General features: G+C 59.2%; 21 protein-coding genes. 12 read left to right on the top strand and 9 right to left on the bottom strand.

What is annotated here, in order from left to right:
- On the bottom strand, positions 1 to 332 hold a 332-nt coding region (locus AC5RU7_RS17820), incomplete at its 3' end, for a hypothetical protein (RefSeq protein WP_494053349.1).
- Between the two features lie 351 nt (positions 333 to 683).
- Here AC5RU7_RS17820 and AC5RU7_RS17815 point away from each other — a divergent pair.
- Together AC5RU7_RS17815 and AC5RU7_RS17810 are read left to right on the top strand one after the other, a co-directional pair.
- Complete coding sequence (locus tag AC5RU7_RS17815) at positions 684 to 1,004, top strand: hypothetical protein (protein WP_494011092.1); 321 nt, start codon at positions 684 to 686, stop codon at positions 1,002 to 1,004.
- Positions 1,005 to 1,351: 347 nt separating this feature from the next.
- On the top strand, positions 1,352 to 1,663 hold the full coding sequence (locus AC5RU7_RS17810; RefSeq protein ID WP_494011093.1) for a hypothetical protein: 312 nt from the start codon (positions 1,352 to 1,354) through the stop codon (positions 1,661 to 1,663).
- A gap of 80 nt (positions 1,664 to 1,743) precedes the next feature.
- On the opposite strand, the gene AC5RU7_RS17805 is transcribed toward AC5RU7_RS17810, so the two are convergent.
- The 5 genes from AC5RU7_RS17805 to AC5RU7_RS17785 all read right to left on the bottom strand — a co-directional run bounded on the left by AC5RU7_RS17805 (position 1,744) and on the right by AC5RU7_RS17785 (position 5,624).
- Positions 1,744 to 2,211 (bottom strand): hypothetical protein, encoded by a 468-nt coding sequence (locus AC5RU7_RS17805; protein ID WP_494053348.1) that lies wholly within the window; start codon positions 2,209 to 2,211, stop codon positions 1,744 to 1,746.
- Positions 2,212 to 2,551: 340 nt separating this feature from the next.
- Complete coding sequence (locus tag AC5RU7_RS17800; RefSeq protein ID WP_494053347.1) at positions 2,552 to 3,616, bottom strand: CU044_5270 family protein; 1,065 nt, start codon at positions 3,614 to 3,616, stop codon at positions 2,552 to 2,554.
- Positions 3,582 to 4,178: an RNA polymerase sigma factor gene (locus tag AC5RU7_RS17795; protein ID WP_494053346.1), complete on the bottom strand. Its 597-nt coding sequence runs from the start codon at positions 4,176 to 4,178 to the stop codon at positions 3,582 to 3,584. The genes AC5RU7_RS17800 and AC5RU7_RS17795 overlap by 35 nt, the downstream gene beginning before the upstream one ends.
- 274 nt (positions 4,179 to 4,452) lie before the next feature.
- On the bottom strand, positions 4,453 to 5,016 hold the full coding sequence (locus AC5RU7_RS17790) for a hypothetical protein (protein ID WP_494053345.1): 564 nt from the start codon (positions 5,014 to 5,016) through the stop codon (positions 4,453 to 4,455).
- Positions 5,013 to 5,624 (bottom strand): RNA polymerase sigma factor, encoded by a 612-nt coding sequence (locus tag AC5RU7_RS17785; RefSeq protein WP_494053344.1) that lies wholly within the window; start codon positions 5,622 to 5,624, stop codon positions 5,013 to 5,015. Before AC5RU7_RS17785 ends, AC5RU7_RS17790 begins: the two co-directional genes overlap by 4 nt.
- Positions 5,625 to 5,938: 314 nt before the next feature.
- Between AC5RU7_RS17785 and AC5RU7_RS17780 the strand changes: the two genes are divergently transcribed.
- The 4 genes from AC5RU7_RS17780 to AC5RU7_RS17765 all read left to right on the top strand — a co-directional run bounded on the left by AC5RU7_RS17780 (position 5,939) and on the right by AC5RU7_RS17765 (position 9,501).
- Positions 5,939 to 6,949, top strand: coding sequence for a CHAT domain-containing protein (locus tag AC5RU7_RS17780; RefSeq protein WP_494053343.1), 1,011 nt, complete (start codon positions 5,939 to 5,941; stop codon positions 6,947 to 6,949).
- Positions 6,950 to 7,079: 130 nt separating this feature from the next.
- On the top strand, positions 7,080 to 8,018 hold the full coding sequence (locus tag AC5RU7_RS17775; RefSeq protein ID WP_494053342.1) for a hypothetical protein: 939 nt from the start codon (positions 7,080 to 7,082) through the stop codon (positions 8,016 to 8,018).
- 212 nt (positions 8,019 to 8,230) lie between these two features.
- On the top strand, positions 8,231 to 8,842 hold the full coding sequence (locus AC5RU7_RS17770; RefSeq protein ID WP_494053341.1) for an RNA polymerase sigma factor: 612 nt from the start codon (positions 8,231 to 8,233) through the stop codon (positions 8,840 to 8,842).
- Entirely contained in the window at positions 8,839 to 9,501 is a 663-nt protein-coding gene (locus AC5RU7_RS17765; protein WP_494053340.1) for a hypothetical protein, read from the top strand. The genes AC5RU7_RS17770 and AC5RU7_RS17765 overlap by 4 nt, the downstream gene beginning before the upstream one ends.
- Before the next feature lie 113 nt (positions 9,502 to 9,614).
- Here AC5RU7_RS17765 and AC5RU7_RS17760 read toward each other — a convergent pair whose 3' ends face one another.
- Complete coding sequence (locus AC5RU7_RS17760) at positions 9,615 to 10,055, bottom strand: hypothetical protein (protein ID WP_494053339.1); 441 nt, start codon at positions 10,053 to 10,055, stop codon at positions 9,615 to 9,617.
- 96 nt (positions 10,056 to 10,151) lie between these two features.
- Between AC5RU7_RS17760 and AC5RU7_RS17755 the strand changes: the two genes are divergently transcribed.
- Positions 10,152 to 10,355, top strand: coding sequence for a hypothetical protein (locus tag AC5RU7_RS17755; RefSeq protein ID WP_494053338.1), 204 nt, complete (start codon positions 10,152 to 10,154; stop codon positions 10,353 to 10,355).
- A 165-nt stretch (positions 10,356 to 10,520) separates the two neighbouring features.
- Here AC5RU7_RS17755 and AC5RU7_RS17750 read toward each other — a convergent pair whose 3' ends face one another.
- Positions 10,521 to 11,573, bottom strand: a complete 1,053-nt coding sequence (locus AC5RU7_RS17750) for an SDR family oxidoreductase (protein ID WP_494053337.1) — start codon at positions 11,571 to 11,573, stop codon at positions 10,521 to 10,523.
- A gap of 100 nt (positions 11,574 to 11,673) precedes the next feature.
- Between AC5RU7_RS17750 and AC5RU7_RS17745 the strand changes: the two genes are divergently transcribed.
- The 5 genes from AC5RU7_RS17745 to AC5RU7_RS17725 all read left to right on the top strand — a co-directional run bounded on the left by AC5RU7_RS17745 (position 11,674) and on the right by AC5RU7_RS17725 (position 15,124).
- Entirely contained in the window at positions 11,674 to 11,988 is a 315-nt protein-coding gene (locus tag AC5RU7_RS17745; RefSeq protein ID WP_494053336.1) for an ArsR/SmtB family transcription factor, read from the top strand.
- A gap of 211 nt (positions 11,989 to 12,199) precedes the next feature.
- Complete coding sequence (locus tag AC5RU7_RS17740; protein ID WP_494053335.1) at positions 12,200 to 12,625, top strand: DUF6228 family protein; 426 nt, start codon at positions 12,200 to 12,202, stop codon at positions 12,623 to 12,625.
- A gap of 96 nt (positions 12,626 to 12,721) precedes the next feature.
- Positions 12,722 to 13,231 carry a hypothetical protein gene (locus AC5RU7_RS17735; protein ID WP_494053334.1) on the top strand — a complete coding sequence of 170 codons (510 nt, stop codon included), beginning with the start codon at positions 12,722 to 12,724 and terminating at the stop codon, positions 13,229 to 13,231.
- A gap of 256 nt (positions 13,232 to 13,487) precedes the next feature.
- Complete coding sequence (locus tag AC5RU7_RS17730; protein WP_494053333.1) at positions 13,488 to 14,090, top strand: RNA polymerase sigma factor; 603 nt, start codon at positions 13,488 to 13,490, stop codon at positions 14,088 to 14,090.
- The gene (locus AC5RU7_RS17725) at positions 14,087 to 15,124 is read left to right on the top strand and encodes a CU044_5270 family protein (protein WP_494053332.1); all 1,038 of its coding nucleotides are present in this window, start codon (positions 14,087 to 14,089) and stop codon (positions 15,122 to 15,124) included. The genes AC5RU7_RS17730 and AC5RU7_RS17725 overlap by 4 nt, the downstream gene beginning before the upstream one ends.
- Before the next feature lie 548 nt (positions 15,125 to 15,672).
- Here AC5RU7_RS17725 and AC5RU7_RS17720 read toward each other — a convergent pair.
- The gene (locus tag AC5RU7_RS17720) at positions 15,673 to 16,476 is read right to left on the bottom strand and encodes an NAD(P)H-binding protein (protein WP_494053331.1); all 804 of its coding nucleotides are present in this window, start codon (positions 16,474 to 16,476) and stop codon (positions 15,673 to 15,675) included.
- Positions 16,477 to 16,548: the final 72 nt, after the last annotated feature.

Below are 16,548 nucleotides of genomic sequence, written 5' to 3'. Positions count from 1 at the left end.
ACACCGTTGATGTCGAGGAGGATGATCGGTCTCATGACCGAGACCATAGCCGCTCCGCAGGCAGGAGGGTAGTCTCCAGGTCCTACTTGCCCGTTCTCAGTGGCGGCTGCCGCCACTACGGGGTCTGACGCCGGCCGTGAATCCTCAGTGATCTCTGCGTCAAGACCAAAGTCGGAGCCTCCGATGATGGGCACGAGTGCGGGGTGGACTGGACTGAGCAAGGAGGTAGCACAGTCTTCGAAATCGCGCGGGTCGATCCGCGCGCGCGTATCGGAAAGACGTTGATCGATGCGATCGAGCAAGTTCACCTCAACCACCTCGGCGATCTCCATCCGAACTTGTTGATGGGCCCCATGGAGCGAGTTTATGTGCGAGCGGCGACATTGCCACATCTACCTCTCATGGTTTAGCAACATGCAATGCGGTGGGCTGGAAGAGCGCATCCTCTCGGGCGAGATGACGTCGAATGGTGACAGTTCAGGTCTGGCTCGAAGTATCCGCAGCGGACGATAGGACCTCATTGCAGGCGGAGGGCCTGGCCGGTTCACCTTCATAACCGATGTGTTTCAAATCCCTAGGGTTTCGAGGCACAGAGGTTATGAGACAAGCCAGGCTGGACCAAGCGCAGGGCGGGCCGGCCCCCATAGAGTTAGGCGTACGGGCTGTTAGCTTCAGGGGGCTTCATGCGGAAACAGACATTTACTCCACTACTGGTGGTTCTGCTGGCCGCTTGTGTGCCAGCTGCGCCAGCAGACTACCCCCGCGCCGCCTCTGCCGACGACCGCTGGAGCATTGGTGTTAGTTTTCCCGTTTTTGAATCAATGGATTCCTGCGAGGACGATCCAAGCGTAGAAAGTGCCGTAATGAGCGCCGACATGCCTGCTTCCCGCCTCGGTATACGCCTGGATGCAGGATCATCGGAGATCGATGCAATGCGGGTTGCGGAGTGCGTGGATCAAGCGTTAACCAGCGGGGAAATCACGATCTTTTCCCCCGGCATCTGACACACTCCCGCTCGTTGGTCGCGCCGCAGAGACTTCGAGACATCTAAATGGGGAACGTTTACCGGCACAAGTGTTAGAAATGCCGCCAGGCGGCAGGGAGAACAACGATTCGGGGACGACTTTTGGCTTTTCGAGAGCGGTCACGCAAGCAGGACAACAATAGGTATATGAAGTTTCCTGGCAGGTTTCCCACGAGCGAGAAATCGTGGCAGTTGTTGATCGCCGTCCTGGTTGGCAGTGCTTTGGTAACTACCACGGGCGCATGCTCCTCATCCTCGGACGGTGAGCCGCCTTGTCTTCCCCCTGCCTATTCGGTGACTCCGGCAAGCGCCACACCGGGAGATACGGTGACAATTGCAGCACCCGAGGCGGACTGTAACCCTCAATACGGCCCCGATGCCCAAATTCAAGTTAGTGTCACCGATGAAAGCGGTGCCGAAGTCATCAACGCAACGACTTCAATGACTGATTCCGGCGAATTCACGTACACCTTCACAGTTCCTGCTGAAATAGCGGTTGGAGAAGCGACGGTGACTGCAATGCCGCACAACATCGACTGGTGCGACGATACCGGAAGAAACAACCGTGCAGGAGGAACTGTGCAGCTTGAGCTCGCCTCCTGTGCAAAGCCGGAAAAGCCACTAACGATAACGCGTTAGGGCTTCCCAATCACGAGAGGAACCCTCAATGGGACAGCCTTCGCATTCGGACTGGGAATCTTGCTTTGCGCGGTTTGGTCCTAGCTAGACAGGTGCTCCAAAAGCCTCAGGGCTGCTAACTGAGGGTAGTCGCCCTGCGGCATTTTGGTTTGGTAATCGTCCAACCAGTAGCTCATTGCCCTTTGCTCGGTGAGGCTGAGGAACTCGGGGTTTTCAACCAAGAACGTTTTGTAAGCCTCCTGGAGACCGGGCCGGTGGGGCAGGTCGCGGTTAAGGAAGTCATACACGTCTTCCCCTACCTCGATGACGTACTCGCCGCAGAGTTGAACTACGAAGGGGATGGTCCAGGAGACGTCCGAGGCGAAGACCAGGGACAGGGCTTTTTGCCGTACTCGCCCGTCGTGGTGCCGGGTCATCCAGCAGGCAAGGACTAGCTGTTCATCGGGTGCGAGTCGCGACATCACATGCTCTTGGGGCCAGGAGTAGTGGATACGGTAGGGGATCTGCACAAGCTCGCCTTCGACGTAAATCTCCGGGTAATCGGCCACGTGCCAGTTTGTGTCCTGGACTAGGCAGGTAGAGGTGGGGATTTCGGGTCGATCCAAGAGTCGCATTGTCCGCTGAGCGGAAGGACGGGCACTCAGAGGAATTGAACGCAGCAGTAGGGGATCTTTGAACCAGGGCTCCTTCATCCGCTCATTGAATCATTCCCGCAGGTTTCGGCGGCAAGAAACCGTGGTCAGCCGAGGAACGTTGACCGGGACGCTCGTGGACTTTAAGAGGTGCGTCGGACACTCCCAAAGAGTGTCCGACGCACTGGTCCTGCTGGATGGCGACCACCCAAAGAGTGGTCGGCCGCCTCCGCTTTTCCCGCAGTTGATTTGATGGTTATGGGGCTGAACTGACCACGGAGGTCTGGACTGAGGTCCAAGCGGTGGCTGTTCCAGCCGGAAAAGTCTCGCCGGCCGTCAGGGTGATCACCCGTTCTCCGATCAGCAGCCCGGTGGCTGGATCAATGATGATGTCGGTCCGGGTTCCTCTGTTCGGGTGTTCGATCCCGATGGCGGTGCCCACCTTGCCATCAAGGTTCGCTTCCCTGTCTACGACGGTGACTCCGGGAATGAGCGCGGCCGCCTTATACAGTGCGGCGCGCAGGTCGGCCGGAACGACTCCGGTTCGCAGGGCGGCCGCGATGCTTTCTAGCGTTTCAGCGTCCGGCCTGCCTTGCTTGCCTCGCTGCCGAATTGCGTCCAGGAGCGCTTGGGGGTCGCGGGGCAGATTCTTCACGCCTTCCTCCAGGGGCAGGCCGGCGAACAGCAGCCGCGGTTCTCCGTAGAAGTTCCCCCCCGGTGCCCGCAGCAGTTCTCCCATCCTGCTGGGTTCGCCGGCGTGGGACTGTTGATATTTGGTCGCCTCTGCCTTGGCTTCCACGCTGAAGAACGTTGTTGAGATGCGGGCTTCGCGGTTCCAGATCCATTCGGATGTCTGGTCCGCGGGAATGTAGAGCTGGTCCAAGGACTTGTCCAGCCACTCCACCGAACGGCCGCCTGTTCCAGGGTCCCCCAATGTGACGCCCGCTGCGTAGACGGCCGTGGTATCGATCTTCAGGTACTGGCTGGGTCCCACCACCGGGTCGGAGGTTTGGATGGTTGCTGCTGCGGCGTTGTTCAGGACCTCGGCTGCTTCGGCGGTTGCTCCGGGACCATTGGGCCTGACAACGTCTGCCACAACGATTCCCCCCACGAGCAGAGCCGCAGCCGCCGAAGCGAGCAGGACACGGCGCCGGAAGCGGATCGGGGTGACAGTGCCTTTGGCGTGGTTGTCTGTCGTTGCCACAGAGGTGGAAGCCGGGCTGATCTTCGCCATTACTTGTTCACGGCCACGTGCCAGCGTGGCCGGCGGTGCGGAGCCGATGTCGCTACGCATTTCGCGGAGCAGCTGCAAGTCGTCCATGGTCGTTCTCCGTTTCATCAAGTATTTCGAGGTTGAGCTGGGTTCGCAGGGTCCGGCGGGCGCGGTTCAAGCGGGACCGCACGGTTCCCACAGGAGCGTCCATGGCCAGGGCGATGCCCTCGTAGGTCAGGTCCGCCCAGGCGTAGAGCAGCAGCGTTTCCCGGTCTATGGCCGCCATAGCTTTCAGGCTGCGGGCGATGCGCCCGGTCGCCAAAACGGCGTCCACCTGGGCGGCAATGCGGTCCGAATCGTCAGCCACGGCTTCCCGTGAAGCTGCTTTCGCTGCGGCTTTCAGCATCTTGGCTTCGGCCCGGTGGTGCCGCCGGAGCAGGTTTGTGGCGATCCCGAAAAGCCAGGGCCGGGCATCATCCCGGTCCAGGTCATAGGTTTCGAGTTGTTCCCAGGCGACCAGAAACGTTTCGGACGTGACGTCGTCGGCGGCGAAGTCGCCGGCCCTTCTGGCTGCATATCTGTAGATGACTGAGGCGTGTCTGTCGTACAACTCCCCGAAAACTTCGGGGCTGTCCCGGGACCGCCTGATGATGTCGTTGTCTGTGCTCACACTATGTATTGCCCGCTGGCCGAAAAGGGTTCACGGAGCTTCCCCTTCTTGGCGCCCGCTGGATCTTTATCGAGCGTACCGGTGACACATACCTGTGAATCGCAGCGATAAGTGGCGGCATTTTCGCAGCCTTAATGTCGCCCCTAGTGCCCGTAAGCCGAAACCGTCACCGTACAGGTCGCAAGGCCCAAAAGTGTACGGCTGTTTAGCGAACCTTTTTCGGGACGGAAAGGTTCCCCTCTCGCGTCCCCGATGCCCAGAGAGCCGTTGACGATCAGGGCTGTGGTTCCTCCTCGGCTTTCAGGACTAGGCCGAGAGAAGCGCAGACGTCTTTATCGCCAGGGATTACCGCGGCACGGCCATCAGTCAGAACACATACGGTCAGCGGGTTTGGGACCGGGTAGGAAGAACTGGGGTCATGGAGGCTGGGGTGTGCCATGCCGTTCGGGCTATTGGGGTCGAGTCCGTGCTGAGCCCACATAGCTCTGCACAGGGCCAACGCGTCCTCGATAGGAATCGGATTGCGTTGCGTGGATTGTTCGCCGACTCTGGTGCCTTCCCCCAGGACGGCGGTGGTCCCGGGGAATTGACTGCCGCTGAGTTCGGCGCGTGCGAAGCAAGCAACTGAACTCTTATCAGTGACTGGCATCTGCAGCGCTACGGCCGCTCCGCTGGCTGCCACGGCGACCACGACGCCGGCAAGCAGAATTCGTTTGCCTTTAGTGTTTTGGAAGTGACGGTTTTCCGGGGTTCCGTCTTGGGCAACGTTAGTGAGGAGCTGTTCGATAGCTTTGCTGCGTGCCTCGTTGAAGTGCGGTGAATTAGGGGTGTCGCTCATGGTGTGCCCTCTTCAGAGGTGAGTGGGTTAGCCGACAGCAGCCCGGTTTGTGGATTCAGCAGCTGCGACAATTTTTGTTTAGCGCGTGAGAGCCGCGATTTCACGGTGCCAGGCGGAATACCTAGCAGCTCGCTCACTTCGGTCGTACTCATCTCTTCGAGAACGCAGAGGGCGATGATTTCCTGGTCTTTCCGTCCGAGCGAACGGTAGGCGTGGTTGAGGACCTGAGAGCGTCGATCTCGGTCAATGGCGTCTGCCACGGAGTCGCCGTGATCCGGTTCCGTCTCGATGCGGGGCAGTTTCCGGAGAAGTTGCTCATACCGCAGGTTGGATCTGATGCGGTTCCTGGCCACGTTGGTAGCGGTGACCAACAGCCAGCCGATGATCGAATCGTTGACCAGCCTGACACTTGCTCTGCAGCGCCAAGCCTCAAGGAACACCATCGCCGTGATGTCTTCTGCCTCATGGGTAGTTCTTACGAGGCGCAGGCCGTGACCAAAAACCCGGTCGCGGTGGAGAACAAAGAGTTCAGCGAAAGCGGAACCATCACCATCCAAGACCCGCGACCATAGATCACTGTCCTTATCTGCGTTCCCCTGGTTCCCCATACCCATAAGTGTCCGGCAACCCCTAAACGGTTCCATTAGAAATGAGGAAAACTTTCGTGGGCCTCTCAGAAGTCGTGTCTTCTGAGATTGGACAGGCCCCCATACTGGAACCTCATACGGGACGGTTTAGACCGGGAGATGCCGAGGCGAAGTAGCCAGAGAAACACGGGATCCAGATGGCCGTCCGTTGTGCAATCTTTTGTCAGGGGCAGGACGTAGGCTCACCTTAAAAGCACATGTTCTATCGAGGTTGGGGGTTTGTGATGAGTGCGAGTCAGTATCGCGGGCAATTGGACCGGAAACGCAAGCAGCGAATGGACGCCGAGAAAAGAGCTGGAGAGTACCGGAATAAGGAGACGGTGAAGCGTTCTGCCGCTGCCAAATCGCGATCCGCCGCAGACAAAGCAACAAGTCCAAGTTTCGCGTCAAGTAAGCGACGAGAGTCTGAGCGCTATGAAAATGACGCCGCAGCGGCGGGCAAGGAAGCTAACCGCTGGCAGGATAAAGCGATTGCCTACGCGCGGGAAGAACTGAGCCTACAGGGCAAGTTGTTGACGGCCGAGCGCTCCGAGGCCGACGCCGCCGAGCGCAAACGAAAGCGTGAGCAACAGCAGGCGGCCCGCCGTATGGCGGCTGACTCTGCCGCCCTTAACCGTCGGATCGTTCAGGCTGAAGTCATGGCCAGCAGCGTTGTGCGGAGTCTGCCTTCTCCAAAGCCAGAGCGTTTGAGGATCCTTATTCTTGGTGCAGCTTCCGAGGGCGACCTCCGCGTAGGGAGGGAGCAGAAACGTATCCGAGCAGCCGTAGAAAGCGCCCTGCACCGGGATCTTGTCGAATTGGACGTGCGGCCGGCAGCAACCACTTCAGACCTGCTCGATGGAATTACTAAGTTCCGGCCTCACGTAGTGCATTTCTCCGGTCACAGCAACGAAGACCTCATCATGTTCGAACGTGACCAGGACGAGCAGCATGAGGGCGTCATAGTTAGCGCCCGGGCGTTTGCTTCCGCAGTCAAGGCTACGGATAACCCACCGCTCTTGGTCCTTCTCAACTCTTGCAACTCAGCGGCCCAGATTGACCAACTCGTGAATGAGGTCACCCCCTTCGCTATCGGAATGGCAGATGAGATCAATGATGGGGACGCCATCACTTATGCCGCACAGTTTTATGCAGCTGTCGCCAACGGACAATCAATTCAGTCAGCACATTTATCAGCTCAAGCCGCCCTTGAACTCGGCGGTCTTGAGGGCGCAGAATTGCCGACTCTAGCCTGGGCCGCCGATGTTGACCCCTCGTGCACAATTTTGGTCAGGCCTGCTGAGTAAGGGCTTGGGGGCAATCATTCTGAAACCTCCCGTCGCCTCACAACCCTAGGGTTTCGAGGCCGCAGAGAAGCCATTGGTGTTGGTTGGATGGAGAGCGGTACCTGGTGTGACCCGGTGGTAGGTTCGGCTCATGATTAATGAGGACACGGCGTTGCCGCCAGGGTGTTACGTGATGGATTGGCCCTGGCCAGACCGTCCCCGCCCTTCGATGCCGGCCGGTTGGTCAGTTAAGGGCTTCGCGGATGACCTTTGCTGGCTTGGCGACGACGTCATTATCAATGCCGAAACGGATGTCCTTCCACTGGCCTGCGAGGACAGTGTCTGGATCCTTCACAATCAGTACGTCTGCCCACCTGGCATCGACCCCGGAGCGCTGGCCGATGAGGAGAATCCAAACCCCTACCCGGTCGCCCCACCACCCGAGTTTGTACGGGTGAGGTGGAAGGACGTAGCTGAAATCAAAGGTGTTCCACTGCGCGGGGCCTTCTGGGATGGGCTTGAAGTTCCTCCCTGCTTCCGCTGGGATGCTTTCCTAAGCTCGCGCGAAGCATCACTCGTTTTGCCGGATGCTGACTTCGTGTATCAGCCGGTCGATGCAACCATCGGCCAGGTGGAGCTGGAGGCACTCCTGCCGCTGCTTGGCGCTGCGACAACAACAGATCGAATGGAAGCAATGTTCGCCGCCGCCGACCCATTCGAAGATGAGATCCTGGGCCGAGTCGTGGACGTCAACAGCGAGGTGCACCCACGAGTTTTCTCCTTCACGCTCGGAGACCTGCTGCCTACATTGCTGCGGCCAGGCCTGCCGTACGTGACACCTGAATTCTGGTGGCCAGAGGACCGGACATGGGCTGTTTGGACAGACTGGGACTTGCTTGGGTCAAAAGTCTTCGGCAGCAAGGAACTCATCGAAGAACTGCGGCGCCACCCCGACCTTGAAACTCTTGACTGGTTCCCGGTCCGAGTGCACCCCCCGTCACCCCCTGCCCCTCCCGGCCGTTTTGAGATCCGGATACAAGAGCTGCGCGAAAAACAGCGGAAGGTTGCAGAGGAGCGCCTGAAAAAATAAGCCATTCTGGAAGGCGAATGTGACTTGTGGAGCCGTAAGAGGAGCTGGGCGTGGTTTCCTGCCCCTCGGTGTCTCGAAACCCCTGCGCCTCAAAACCCTAGGGTTATGCGGCGCAGAGGGTTTGAAGACACCAAGATTATTGTGGTGTCTTGTGCCGGCATCCCCGCCGGGAACCTTTTCTGGTCCGGCGGACACTACAAGGTATGAGGCTAATGGCGGAGAATGACGAAGACCTGTGGCGCAAGTGCGTAGCAGGTGACGCAGATGCCTTTGAGGCTCTATTCGCCAGGCACGCTGACGCAGTCTTTCGGTACTGCCTATCCCGCTGCGGTTCCTGGCATGATGCGGAAGAGCTCGTCTCGGTTACGTTTCTCGAGGCGTGGCGGCAGCGGACCAGGCTTAGGCCGGAGAGGGACAGTGTCCTTCCGTGGTTGCTTGGGGTAGCAACGAACGCTGACCGCAATCGTGGCAGGGCTTCACGGCGGTACGCTGACTTCCTTGCCCGGCTGCCGCACTCTGATCCGCGGCATGGTGAGAATGAAGCGGACCATGCAGAAGCAGTTGCTTCCAGGCTGGATGCGGAGCGCGAGGTCCGCGAATTGCTTGGCACTACTGCCGGGCTGAACGACGGCGAACGGGACGTCGTGATCCTGTGCCTTATGAACGGAATCCCTCAGGATGAAGCCGCTAAGACGCTCGGCATACGGGCCGGGACAGTGAAATCAAGGCTTCACCGGGCACGAACCAAACTGGCTGGCATGAGCCGGGTCATTGAGCCCGTCGAACAACTCGACACCACAATCGTTGAAGCGAGGCTGTCATGAACCTATCTGAAGTGACTTACCCGAAAGACACTAAAAACCGCGTCCAGAACCTGCTTGGGGAGGAAGCACGCCGCCGCCCTAAGCCGGCCCGGAAATGGCTGACCCTCCCAGTCGTGATCGCCGTCGCCGGCACCGCGCTGGTTGGCACCACGGCCGCGGGCGTCTACGTTGCCTTGGCCCCGGTCGAAGACAAGCGGGACATCCGCTGCTACTTCCGAGCCGACCTCACCACCACTTACCCCATTCCGGGTGCACCGGGGGACAGAATGCCCCCGTACATCACCACCGGAACTTTCATCACCGGGTTCGATGACAAGAACAACCCAAACCCCGACGACAAAAACGCCGGAATGCAACAGGTCAACGACCCCATCAACCAGTGCAGCCGCGCATGGGACATGGGAACCATGAACCCAAACGGCATTAATGACGACATCATCCCTGAGGGGTTCGTTTCCCCGCTCCCCTTTGCTCCGGGCACCGTAGAGGGAGGTAAAGACCAGAACGACAAGCCCCTCTTCCCGGATCCGGCCCTTAAGACGTTCGGGAATTACATACCGTTCCTGACTGCGTGTGTGGTTGACGAAACGGTGGCCGTCATCCCCGGCCCACCTGAAGTCTGCGCCCAGCTCGGAATCCCGGCCCTCGACGAGAGCTAACCCGGGGAACCACGCCCGCGGCGTCCTGTCAGCACTTTGGGGGGTGACAGGGCGCCAACACTCTCCACGAGGCGGCCGTGAGGCCGTGGTGCTTATGCGCCTGGGACTCTTCCTTAGGTCCCCGCGACGAGGATATTCTCGTGAACGGCTACGAAACCCTCATTCTCAATTTGCGAAGAGTCGTAGTTGTCCGGGACCAGGACAACGGAGACGACTCCATTCATGCCAGTCCGAACAATTTCTTTTCCCGGATCGGACTGGTCGCTGCATCCAGTGATCCACAGGTCCGGCCGGTCATCAGGGAACGCCGTCACACACGTGTACGGAGCATTCGTGGCCTGCGCGACAAAGTACCTGATGCCGTCCTCAGCGGCTAGAAGCCGGGTTGTGTGCTCGGTTCGCATCATCTCCGGCACATGCGCCGGCAGGACATCCGCGCTGGTTGCTTCACGGTCCAGCGCACTGATTCGTGGAGGCGTAGATGTACATCCGGCCAACGGCAGCGCTGCGGCAATCGTGGTGATGACTACCGATATGCGGCCTGATCGTTTCATAGCAAGTGCCCCCTACAGCTTGATCCTTCGACCCTACCCGAGCGCATTTCCTTGGCCGCTTTTCAAGACATTCGACACCGGCCAGAACTCCCCGGCATGGTCACCGATTTGCTGAGTGTTTCCGACCCGAACGACCGCGTCACTCCTGAACTATGGTGGCCCGAGGACCGGGCCTGGCTTGTCTGGAGCGACTACGACCTGATGGGAAGCAAAATCTTTGGAAGCCGGGCGCTTATCCAACAGATAAGGGAAAACCCTGACATCGAATCGCTTGACTGGTTTCCCAACTCAGCACACTGAATCGAGTGATTTCTGAGCCGGCAGAACGCAGACAGCAGTGGCAGGCCAGATCCAAGCGTGCAGCACTCCCTTCGGGAGTTCCCCGAGGGAGTGCTTGCAACGATTTGATGCACTCGGCACATCACCCTTGTCGACGAACCGACGCGCCCCTGCGGCGCCCCGGACTCAGGGGATGATGCGCTGGTCGCGGAGGTCCTGAAAGATGCTCATGAACATGTCCTCGGTGTTCACGTACTCGTGGAAGCCGGCGCGGCGGGCCTTGGAACTGTCGGAGAGGACGTCGTAGTCCCAGGCGAAGACGAAGTCCCCGAAGACCCATGAGGATACGTCGCTATAAGGGATGGATTCGAGGTCATGTTTCGCCACCATGGCGTCCCACAGCTCCGACTTGTCGTCCATGATCGTTGCCAGGGACATGGGCAGGGGCGGGGCCGTGTCGAGATCGAAGAACGCTGCGATCTTCGGCCACATGTGTTCCCACCGGAACAGGTCACCATTGGTGATGTTGTAGGCCTGATTCGCGCAGGCCGGGTCCGTGGCGGCCCAGACCGTGGCCTTGGCGAGAAGCCCCGCGTCGGTCATCTCGATCAGGCTGGTGTACGCGCCGGGCTTGCCAGGGAAACGCAGCGGGATGCCGAGCTCTTTGCTGATGGAGGCATAGACCCCGATGACCATGGCGAGGTTCATCGGGTTCCCCAATCCGATCCCGCACACCACCGATGGGCGCAGCGCCGACCACGTCCAAGCCTTGCCGGCCTGCCGAGATTCGAGGAACTGCTGCTGGTCGACGTTGAACTCCGGTGGCATGTGCGCCGGGGCGTCCTCCTTGGCCGGCGTCGCGAAGGGACCCAAATGCGCCCCGTACACCTTGTACCCCTGCATCAGCGACACGTGCTCCAGACCAGGGGACACCGCTTCGATGACCTCGACCGTGTTCACGAGCATCGCAAGGTTCGGCGGAACAAGCTCCGCCCACGTCGGCCGGTCCTGATACGCGGCGTAGAACACGTGCGTCACCCCCACGAGGTCAGAGAGCTTAGCTACGGTGTCATCCCGATCGAGCAGGTCGACTGCGATATGCCGGACCCGGCCGGAACTAATCCCTCCGCGGCGAGACAGGCCAATGATGTCCCAGTCACCCAACTGCTCGAGGTGACTGACCAGATTCCCGCCAATCACTCCGCGCGCCCCGACAACCACTGCTGTTTTCGAACTCATGTCCCTGCTCCTCTGAATCCTAGCATCGTCATATCGTTTATTACCGATCTAAGCAGTATCACGGCATCGACAGATCGGAAAGTGCCGATATGCTGGTGGGGTGAATGAGTTGAGCGAGGACGAGCTGGTGCAGGTGTTCAAGGCCCTGGGCCATCCAACACGTCTGTGCATCATGCGATGGCTGAAGGATCCAAAATCCTTCCCTCCTCAGGAGCAACCGGCCGAGGAGGTCGGTGTGTGCCTCAAGCACATCCAGGCACGGGCTGGGGTGTCCCAATCCACCGCGTCACAGTTCATGGCCATCCTGCAACGCGCCGATCTTGTCACTAGTCGACGCATCGGCCCGTGGACGCACTACCAGCGCAACGAAAAGCGCATCGAAGAAATCGGCGGCACGCTCCTCACCACCATCTGAAAGAGCCGGCTAGAGGCACTGTCCTCTTAGAAGATCCTCTTACGGGACAGCTGGATCCTGGTGTCTCATAACCTGAGCGCCTCAAAACCATAGCGTTTTGAGGCACAGAGGTTTCGAGACACATCCAGTTGGACTTGGAGGAGGGCTCGGCTGTCCGTAAGGAGATCCATTCGGGGCGGGCCAGGGGCGGCAAGGGTATGAGAATTGGGGCATGGACAAAGTAGAGGTCGGGCACGCACAGCGGATCATTTTTGAAGACGTGAAGCGGTCACCAGATGGAGACCTAGAAAGTATCGTCGTGTCCGTCGAGTTGAAGGATCTGGTGGCGCGCCGAGAAGTCGCCGCGCACTACGGAAACGGATTTGATGACCTTTCGAAGTTCTTCAACGACCTAGTCGAGCATTGGTCCGGCTGGCGGGGCATCAAATCGTACATTTCTCTAGAGCGGGATCTGCGGCTTGAGGCGGAGCACACGGGCAGCCACATCAATCTCAGCTTTAATTTGCACGATCCGGAATTCCCCGGGATATGGTCTGTCGGCGGCCAGTTGACCCTGGAACCCGGGGAGGAACTCAACCAAATCAACAACGCACTGAACGAATTGATGGCCCGCACCAAGCCGGCAGACATTCGGTAAAGGATCCCTTACTCGACGCTGATTCTCTCCGGGCTGTCCAACATGCACTGGCCGGAGTTTCAGCGGGCATTTTAGGCTGTGTTCAGGGGGTGGGAGATGTTTGCCGTTGAACAGTACCCGAATGAGGGAAGGCCCTGGCCGCTGCAGTTCACCGACCCGAGCCGCCGCAAATGGCTGGTGGACCATGAGCGCGGCCTGTACTTCGTCCTGCTATACAGGCACACGCGAAGCGAAAACATGCGCTGCTTGCTCGGTGACGGTCACATCGCTATCCCGCTAGGGACGGAGTTCGTGTATTGGGAAAGCCACACCGATCCGGCTACTGGTCAAAGCTACAAACTCACCCGTTTCAGCTTCTTTGGCAACAGGGCGACCCCCGCAATGAAAAATCCATATCCGAAACATCGGGGCTGGTACCTGCCCCACACGTTCACCAATGACGCCGATAAAGAATACTGGCTCCGAATCGCTGCCGAGGCCGTCCTCGTCTACGGCATGGCGGGCACCGGACTATTGAGCCCAGAAGGCGCTTACCGGGTTGACGTCAACGGCGACCACCTCCGGCTATCCGACTTCGGATACACCAGAGGCCGCGACCAACCTTGAACGGGACATGTCTACCAAGTTGCCTTGCAACTCAGGGCACGTGTAAAAGTGTGCTCTATCGGTTGACGAGGTAGCCCCAGTCCATGGCTGCGCTGAGGCAGGAGATGTGCCGGGCTTCGCCATTGAAGTAAATACGGAGGACCATCTGTTCAACGCTAGCCCGCGCCGGCAACCCCTAGGCAAGGTTCCGAGATGCGACATGGCCAAGAATGGGTGTGACGGTGGAACCGATTCTTGGGTGTGGACATAACGAGGTATGAACGAAGCAGATGATTCACTGGGGGACGACGTTCTGCTTGAACGTGCCCTTGGCGGCGAAGAAGAGTCTTTTGGCATCATTTTCGACCGTCACCACGGGCGGATATTCCGGCACGCGCTTCGGTTCGTGCCTAACTCAGCGGCCGCAGAAGACGTCATGGCCATGGTCTTTCTTGAAGCTTGGCGGCGAAGAGCTTTTATTACAGTCACTGGCCACACCATATTGCCGTGGCTCCTGGTGACCACCAACAACATCGTGCGTAACTTCAGGCGTGCAGAACACCGATACGCGTTGTTCCTGGCGAAATTGCCGGAACCAGTCCATGAACCAGACCCTGCCCAAACGGTGATGCATCACATGGAATCCACTAAACACGCGGAAGCCGTGCACCAGGCCTTCAGACAATTGAGCAAAAAAGACCAGGACATCCTGACCCTATGCGTGTTGGAAGAGCTTTCCGTTGCCAGCGCTAGCTCGGCACTAGGTATCCCGCCCGGCACGGTGAAGTCGCGTCTCTCACGGGCGAAATCACGATTGGCCGGCATGGTTCCCCACCTGGCCGCGACCGCAGAATTCAGCACCGAAGGGAGTTTCCGATGAACACGGACCAAAAAATTGACGAGACAAGACGAGACGCCGTCCGGCAAATGCTCCTGGAAGAAGTGCGGAGCACTACGAAGCCAGGAATCGTCACAGGGACTCAGCACCGCCCGCTCGTCGAAAATAGGCAGGGTCGTCCTCAACGAGGAATAACGCGTAGAGCCCTGCTGCTCAGCACCGCAGCTGCAGCGATCGTGGCCGGAATGGTTGCGGTGGACGTCATTGGTCCTTCGGAGTGGAGCGGAGGCGCCAGCGCCGAGGCGGCTGAGTTTCTGGAGAACGCAGCGGTGCGTACTATTCACGCTGTGGATCCCGCCGTTCCCGCCGGTCAGTACCTCAAGGTCTCCAGGTCCTCTGTTTCAACAGCAGAAACCGTGGGATCGGACGGAGTCGTTGTTTTCGTCCACGTGCAGGAAAACACGAATACTTACATTCCCGGGGACCCGGCTGCAGACTGGGTTCTTGAACGGACTGAAGGCCACATTAACAACGCCTTCGGTATTTCTCCCGACATTTTCGCTCAACTCGAAGCCGAGTTTGATTACGAGGACTCACTGCTGAGGGCGAAGAACGGTGAATTTTATGGCCCCGACGAAGCAGGCCCCAACGCAACACCAACACCGAAATACTTGGCTACCCTGCCAAGGGATCCTCAGGAACTGCTCGAGGTCATCCGCACGCAGACCAAGGGCAAGGGGCAATCCCCGTCTGGGCAGGTCCTGGTGTTCTTGTCTGATCTGCTGCGAACCCACCAGGTGCCGGCTGACCTGAGAGCAGCGCTGTTCCGCGCTACTGCCCTAGTCCCGGGGATAGAAGTTACTGCACGTCAAGCCACCGTCGATGACCGGGTCGGCACAGCCATCGGGTACCTCGAGAAGTCCTCCAATGTACGACACGAGGTGATCATCGACCCCAATACGGGCATGATGATCGGGGACCGTAGCGTCAAAGCTGAGGGAGACGTTGACTTCCCGACAAACGCAATCATGGGGTGGAGCTCCACTAAAGTCACTGTGACGGAATCAGCGCCCTAGGATTACCACGCGCAAGCTGTGGGGACGTTTCCAGCGAACGGGAAACGTCCCCACAGCAATCAACATGCACGGGTGTGCCATTTCCTTGGAACCGGAACACATCCAGTGGGACACTCCTCCGCCGTGGGTAGCTCGCCGAAGAAATGGCGGCGTTCTGTGATCGCTTCACGTCGCACCCTTAGGGCCGGCGGTCTTACATGGCTAGCGATTCGGACGGGAACCTTTACCGGCACAAGAGTTATAGATGTCACCATGCGGGAGGTCATTAGCCGGCTTCAGGGGCCCCTAGACATTGGTTCTGGCGACGCGCTTCTCATGCGTTCAGGGGTCCACTCTCGCTGCTCTCCCTCCTTCGGCGTCGTATAGCTGGATTGGAATGGGAGAGGCGAGTGGCTCCGCTTGGTCCTGTGCTGATTAGTCCAGCGATGCCTATCCACGACGGCAGAGCAGAGGCAAATGCTGCCAGGAGGACAACCGAGTGATGCGCGCCGGATAGAGTCACGTTCCTGTGTTTGTGTCGCTCTAGAGATCGAGGACCCAACTACTCGTCAAGCGGTCGCGGCAGCAACCGCAATTTCCAGGGGGTTCAGGGGTTCCCGTCCAAGGATGTCGACAATGTCCGTGCCTGTCTCCTCGAGGAACCCGTGACTTGCGGCGGAATGGATTGAGAGCAGCATAGATGGCTGGAAGGGCAGCAAGCGTGCGGAGTTTAGGGCCCGCCGCAGTTCGGTGAGTTGGCCCGGCCGGTACTCTGCCCCCAACGTGTCAGCGAGGTCCTGCGCCGTGATGACAGTGTTCCCAACGAAGTCGTAAGTCTTGCCCTGGTGCTTTTCGGGGCTCCGCGCGATGATTGCCGCTGCATCGGCCAGGTCGTCCCGCGCGACCGCGGCGACGCCGCCCTGCCCGAATGGAGCAGAGATGACACCTTCCTGCGGGGTCAGGAGCTGGCCGATCAGCTCAGCGTAAAGACCGTTCCTTAAGATGGTCCACCGCACCGTTCCACTGCTAAGGCGGCGCTCTGTCCAGCGGTGGGCAAGTGCGAATCCCAGGTGGTCGCCGGCATCAGTGAGACTCGTGTACACGATGTGCCTGACCCCGTCGCGTTCGGCAGCCGTGATGGCGTTGTTGTGCCTGGTGATCACGATGTCGTCTTCTTCAGTGCCCGCAGACACCAAGACCAGTGTCTCCACGCCCTCGAAGGAGATCCTTTCGGGAACATCGAAGTCCAGGGCCCGGAACTGGCTGGTAAGGCCGGGGCTACGGGTTGCTCCGGTTGCCGGCGCGCCAGCCTTCGCGAGGTGTTCAAGGATAGCTGTGGCGAGGTGGCCGGAGGCTCCGGTAACGAGAATCATGGGCAGGCTCATTTCACTGGTACTTTTCGATAACTAGACTCATCATCGGTAACCGAGCAAGGGCCCACAAGG

The organism is Arthrobacter sp. K410C, assembly GCF_059090105.1.
This window is presented reverse-complemented; position numbering and strand designations above follow the sequence as displayed.